This is a genomic window from Actinophytocola sp. (assembly GCF_036002505.1).
Lineage (GTDB): Bacteria > Actinomycetota > Actinomycetes > Mycobacteriales > Pseudonocardiaceae > DASYTH01.
In genome coordinates this window covers 21,202-27,306 of sequence record NZ_DASYTH010000306.1, presented here as the reverse complement: position 1 = coordinate 27,306, position 6,105 = coordinate 21,202, and the positions used below count along the sequence as shown (strand labels likewise).

At 70.8% G+C, this 6,105-nt stretch carries 5 protein-coding genes; all 5 read right to left on the bottom strand.

The window, feature by feature from the left end:
• On the bottom strand, positions 1-1,124 hold a 1,124-nt coding region (locus VGR06_RS27010; RefSeq protein ID WP_327561942.1), incomplete at its 3' end, for an HNH endonuclease signature motif containing protein.
• A gap of 350 nt (positions 1,125-1,474) precedes the next feature.
• Entirely contained in the window at positions 1,475-2,107 is a 633-nt protein-coding gene (locus tag VGR06_RS27005; protein WP_327561945.1) for a response regulator transcription factor, read from the bottom strand.
• 169 nt (positions 2,108-2,276) lie between these two features.
• Entirely contained in the window at positions 2,277-2,957 is a 681-nt protein-coding gene (locus VGR06_RS27000; RefSeq protein WP_327561941.1) for a response regulator transcription factor, read from the bottom strand.
• Between the two features lie 2 nt (positions 2,958-2,959).
• The gene (locus tag VGR06_RS26995) at positions 2,960-5,242 is read right to left on the bottom strand and encodes an ATP-binding protein (protein WP_327561940.1); all 2,283 of its coding nucleotides are present in this window, start codon (positions 5,240-5,242) and stop codon (positions 2,960-2,962) included.
• Between the two features lie 39 nt (positions 5,243-5,281).
• Entirely contained in the window at positions 5,282-6,085 is an 804-nt protein-coding gene (locus tag VGR06_RS26990; protein WP_327561939.1) for a hypothetical protein, read from the bottom strand.
• Positions 6,086-6,105 lie beyond the last annotated feature (20 nt).

Below are 6,105 nucleotides of genomic sequence, written 5' to 3'. Positions count from 1 at the left end.
TGCAAGATTCGGTGGTGTCGGCGGCAGAGCAGCGCCATGTTGGCCAGGTCGGTTTTCCCGCCGTCCGCCCAGTGCCGCGCGTGGTGCGCATCGCACCAGCGGGCGGCCAGGGTGCAGCCGGGATACGTACACCCTTTGTCGCGGGCGATGAGGGCTTTGCGTTGGGCGGGTTTGACCAGTCTGCGGGTGCGGCCGACGTCGAGGGGGACGGAGTCGCTGTTGAGCACGATGGGGATGAGGTCGGCGTCGCAGCTCAGGCGTCGGGCGGCGGAGGGGCACAGGGGGGTGCCGCTGTCCAGGGTGGCGGTGCCGACGGCGTCGGTGAGCACGTTGAGGTTGAGGTGCACGTTGAGGTGCGGCTTCTGCCCGCCCTGCTTGGGCAGCCCATCCGACTTGGCGGCCAGGTGGATGATGTCAGAGATCGCGTCGCCGTGCCGTTCGGGCAGCGAGCGGGGGTCGGGTGAGCCGTCGGGTTGCTTCTGTGGCTTGGCGAGCGGCCCGAACATCGCTTCGAGTTCGTCGGCGGTTTCGGCGTCCATCTGGCCGCGGTATTTGACCCCGCCGTTGCGGGTCCGCGCGTAGCTGAAGGTGTTCTTCGGCTCGGCCTGCTCGTCTTCCAGTTTGGGGTTGGCGGGGTCTTGGTTGATGTGGGTCAGCAACACCTGGCCGTGCTCGGCCACCACCCGCGGAGCGCAGACGCGGGCGGTGTCGGTCAGCGTGGTCTCCACCAGGTCGCGGTGTTCGTAGCTGGCCCAGTTCGGGACTTGCGCGACGACTTTGGCGATGGCGTCGACGTGTTTGGGGTCGAGCGCACCCTCATGCAGGGCTTCGCGGACTTGGGGGAGTTTGGCGGGTGCGGTGTAGCCGATCGGCGTGACTGTCTCGGCCACCAGTTCGGATTGGGAGACCATGCGGGTGGCGTCGCCGCGGGCGATGTGCAAAACCTCGGCCAGCAGCACGGGTAGGGCGGAATAGCCGGCGAATTGCGCGGTCTGTGCGTGTTCCAATTCGGCGACCGTATCCAACATCAATGCGTAGTCGCGGCGCATGCGGAGGGCGATCTCCTTGAGCGCGGCGAGATGTTTCCCGCCGCTCAATGTGTCGAGATCGAGCGCTTTCCGCATACCTCTATTCTACCGGGGACACACCGACATTTCCGGTCATTGGTTTTGCTCTTTCGGGTGAACGCTTCACCACGGCTTGTCGGGGTTCGGGGGCGGTGCGCGGGTGGGGGGCAGGGCGTCCGCCCTGCCCGCGCTGTGCGCGGCCCCAGGGGTCGCAGAGGCTCCGGGGTCAAGGGTCGCCGCGCCAACCCCTTTCCGTAGCGCACCCTAACCACACTGGCGCGGCGATCGCGACGAAGGAGCGACGCGAAGCGCCCTTGAGGCCGGAGGGGCGACCCCGCACAATGCGCGCCGCCCCCGGACCAAACCCCGAAGTGGTGCACCTTGGCCAGCACCACATCCGTCGAACCTCAGATCAATCCCTCACGCAAAGCATACGCCACCGCATGTGACCGATTCCGCAGCTGGAACCGATTCGTCACGTCGTGCAAAATGCTCTTCACCGTCCGCTGCGAATAGCACAGTTTGTCCGCGATCTCCTTCGTCGACAACCCCGACGCTACCAACCGCAGAACCTCGGTCTCCCGATTGGTGATCCCCGCCAGGTGCAACCCCCGCGGTTCCAGCACATGACGCTGCAACCGAGACACCCGGTTCAGCAACCGCCCCAACAGATCCGGCGGCAGCGCACCTTCCCCCGCCGACGCCGCTTTGATCAACCGGACGAGAACATCCGGCGTCGTGTCCGCCCGGCGCGCGACCGCACACACTCCACCCTCGACCGCGGTCAGGATCTCGGTGTCCTCCAGCTCACCCGCCACCAGCACGACACGAGTGAAACCACGGCATTGCAGCGTCCGCAGCAGCTGGCTGGCCCGGTCGTCGAAACGGTCGGTCACAACCAGGGCCACAGCGTCCGGTGTGGCGGCGTCTTCGTCGACCAGCCATACCTCTGGCCGGGTGCGCAGTGCCATGTGGACACCATTTTGCAGGATGGGATCGGTCGCTCTGACCACGACCGGCGTCCGGCTCTGTTCCAACATCTTCAGCTTCCCCGCTTCCGTCTGCACGCTACGTCGGCCCCGACCGCCTACGCCCAGCACGCGCCCGACTGTGCACCACGAAGGTTGCCCTAACGGGCGTCCCGGGCACATGGGACCGATGTCCCGTTGTTGCCCGACCGGGCAGGACCTGGCCAGGACCTGGACACGGCTAGCCGCGGCCGTCCGGCGGGGTCTCGCCGAGGCCGGCCTTGCGGGCCCGGACGATGGCCTGGGCCCGGTCTGCGACGTGCAGTTTCGTGAAGATGCTGGACACGTGGTTGCGCACGGTCTTCGGCGACAGGGACAGGCTGGAGGCGATCGCGGCGTTGCTGCGGCCGTCGGCGATCAGGGCGAGCACCTCCCGCTCCCGGGACGTCAGCTCGGGGAACACCGGGTCGGACGCCACGGGTGCGCTGTTGAAGTAGCCCAGCACCCGGGTCGCGATGTCCGGGCCGAAGATCGCCTCGCCGCGGCCGACGGCGTGCACCGCCCGGATGATCTCCTCCTGGCCGGAGCCCTTCAGCAGGTACCCGCGGGCTCCGGCGCGCATGGCCGCGAACACCGACTCGCTGTCGTTGAACATGGTCAACACCACCACGCCGACGGTCGGGCGGTCGCCGACGATCTCCCGGGTCGCTTCGATGCCGTCGATGTCGGGCAGGTGCAGGTCCATCACCACCACGTCCGGGCGGTAGGCCTTGGCCGCGCTGACCGCGTCCCGGCCGGTGGCGGCTTCGCCCACGACCTCCACGGTCGGCTCGGCGGCGAGCACGGTGCACAGTCCATAGCGGAACAGCGGATGGTCGTCGACCACGAGCACGCGCACCGGCCGCTGTGGATCGGGCTGCATCCTCAGGCTCCCTCTTTCGGCAGCGGCAGGGTGGCGAACACCCGCGTCCCGCCCTCCCGGTCGGCTTCCACCAGGCAGTCGCCGCCGAGCTCGGCCGCCCGCTCGCGCATCGACGACAGGCCGACCCCGCCGCCGGTCAGCTCGGACTGTCCTATCCCGACCCCGTCGTCGACCACCTCGATGTGGAGATCATCGTCCACCCACAACCGTACGGCGCAGGACCGCGCCATGGCGTGCCGGGTGACGTTGGTCAGCGCCTCGCAGATGATCCGGTACGCGGCCACGTCCACCGACGCGGGCAGCTTCGGAAGGACTGTCGGCACCTCGAGGATGATCGTGACGCCGTCATCGGAGCCGTCCGAGTGCGCGGTCCGGCTGGCCACGGCGCCGGCGTACTCGCGGATGGCCGGGATGAGCCCGATCCGGTCCAGTACCGGCGGCCGCAACCCGTGCGCCAGCCGGCGGATCTCCACGATGGCCGCCTGCAGCTCGTCGCGCAGCCGGCCGAGCAGCACCCCGGTCGCGGTGTCGTTGCCGACGCTGCGCTGGCTGGCGTCGATGCCCAGCGCCACCGCGGCGAGCGTCGGGCCCACCCCGTCGTGCAGCTCGTGCAGGATGCGGCGGCGCTCCTTCTCCCGGGCCCGCACCAACCGGTCCCGGCTGCGGCGCAGGTCCCGGGTCAGGCGTGCGGTGTAGACGGCGGCGCCGGCGTGCCGGGCCACCTCGGCGAGCGCGATCCGGTCCCGCCGCTTGAGCGTGTCCCGCGCGGTGCGCGGCGCGATGATGAGGTAGCCGACCCGTTCGCCCTGGAACGTCAGCGGCAGCCGGTGCGGATCGCCGGAGGGCAGCACGCCGGTGCAGGCCGCGGTCTCGCTGCGCCCGCGGGCCTGGATCTCGATCGCCACGTACGGCAGCCGCAGCGCCGCCGCGACGGTCTCCACGATGGCCGGCAGCATCGCGCCCGGCGTGTGCGTGGCCTCCAGCCGGGAGGCCAAAGTGGACACCACGCGGTACGGGTCGTCGCGGTCCCCGAACAGCCGCTTGTTGATCAGGGTCTGCAGCCGGCTGCGCAGCGGCTGTACCAGCACGGCCACCGTGGCCGCGGCCGCCGCCTGCTTCCACAGCGAGTCGATCGGTGGGAACACCAGGGACAGCGCGCTGACCAGTCCGATGTAGAGCCCGATCACGCCGGCGCTGAGCGCCCCGTAGGCCAGTGAGCGGCTGACCACCACCTCGATGTTGAGCGCCTGGTGCCGCAGCACCGCGGCCACCACGGCGACCGGCACGGCCACGAACGCCAGGGTCTGGTACCGGTCCGGGAGCAGCGCCCGCCCGTGCAGGACGACCGGCACCACCCAGACGGCGAAGTACACCGCGGCCCCGCCGCCGAGCGCGAGCGCCAGCCAGCGCAGCGGCCGCCGCGTCAGGTCGTCGTGGCAGGTCAGGTATTTGTGCACGAGGATGCCGAGCACCAGCAGCGGGTAGACGAACAGCGCCGGCAGCGCGGGGGAGCCGAGCACGGCGAAGCGCTGGTACGGATCGCCCAGCAGCAACACGACGACGGCCGCGGAGACGCCGTAGAGCAGCGCCGGGCCGAGGTAGCCGAGCACCATCAGCTTCCAGTACCGGCGCGCGTAGACCACCGCCGGGAACGCCAGCGCGAAGTGCAGCATCCCGCCCCACAGCAGGGCGAACGCCGCCTCCCCGGTGAACCAGCGCCAGAACTGGTTGCCCGCCACCAGGTCCAGCGCCTCGAGCGAGAAGTAGGTGGCGCCGGCGGTGGTCACCAAGCCGATGGTGGACGCGATGAGCGCCGCGTTCGTGGCCGGATCCCGTGGCCGGGCAAGGAAAACCGCCACCGAGGTGAGCAGCAGCAGGGCGTTGACGAGCAGCGTCGGCCAGCCGTCGAGCAGGCCCGCCAGCATCGGGTACGGCCGCAGCGGCACGTCGGCGAAGATCCGCGCGTCGCCCCGGCGCAGCTCGTAGGTGAGCGTGTCCCCGGCGGAGACGGGCAGGCCGCCGGGGAGGCTGTTCACCCGGTCGCCGAGCGAGATCCCGTTGATCGAGATGATCCGGTCGCCGGGCTGAATCGGTCCGGAAGCGTCCCGGACGGACACCACGACGACGCCGCCGGTCGAGATCGGACTGTCGCCGACGCTGACCGTGATGCCGTCGGACGGGCTCGTCGCGCGCGACGCGAAGCACCACGCGGCCACCCCGAGGAGGGCAAGCGTGAGCAAGAGAAGCGAGACGGGTAGCCGCCGCGCCCCCGCCTGGCCGGACACGTCATGGATCATCTCTCAGTAAGTGGCGTTCGCCCAGCGTTAATTTGCCGGGCGTTCCCCTTCGTCACCCTGCTGTACCGGTTCGGCCGGCTGCTGCCCGGCCGGTTGCTGGTAGGCCGGCGGGTACGCCTGCGGTTGGGGTTGCGCCGCCGGGCCGGGTTGGAACGGCGACGGGCCGCGGGGCGCCATGAAGCCCATCGGCGGCGTGGCCGGTTCGACCCGCGCCGCCTTCGGCCGGGTCAGCGCCAGGATCAACCCGACGAGCGCGACCACGACCGCGCCGCCGGGCAGCCACACACCCAACCCCAACTCGAACGTGATCGTCTCTTGCGGCTCCGCCTCCTGCGCGTTCACCTGGGACAGCGCGTGCAGCCCGTCCAGCAGCGCGACCGCGGTGGCCCCGGCGAGCAGCCCCGACCCCAGCGCCGCGCTCACCCGGGCCGCGCTCACCGCCCCGGACCTGCCGCTGCCGAACGCGGTCAGCGCCAGCACCGCGGCGATCACCAGCAGCCCGGCGGCCGCCGCGGGCAGCGCGCCGTAGGGCGGCAGCGTGCCCTCGTCCGGGCGCATGTTGACCTGGTCGAGCTTCCACCAGGTCAACAGGTAGGTGGCGGCGTCCCGGCCGGGCCGCTCGGAGCGGAAGTTCTGCAGCTTCTCGAAGCTGCCCCAGACCGCGGCGACCGCGGCGATCAGGAACAGGAACGCGGCGAGCAGCCCCGGCACCCAGCGGGTGGCGCGCGGCGGCGCCGGCTGCCGCGGGTAGGGCTGCGGGGGCAGGTACTGCGGCGGGTGCTGGGCGTACTGCGGCTGGGGTGCCGGGTAGCCGCCAGGGGGCGTGGTCACCGCGGCATTGTGCCTGATGA

Excerpts from the sequence above, each read along its gene's own strand:
- VGR06_RS27000 (WP_327561941.1), bottom strand. The coding sequence starts at position 2,957 with ATGCAGCCCGATCCACAGCGGCCGGTGCGCGTGCTCGTGGTCGACGAC.
- VGR06_RS27005 (WP_327561945.1), bottom strand. The coding sequence starts at position 2,107 with ATGTTGGAACAGAGCCGGACGCCGGTCGTGGTCAGAGCGACCGATCCC.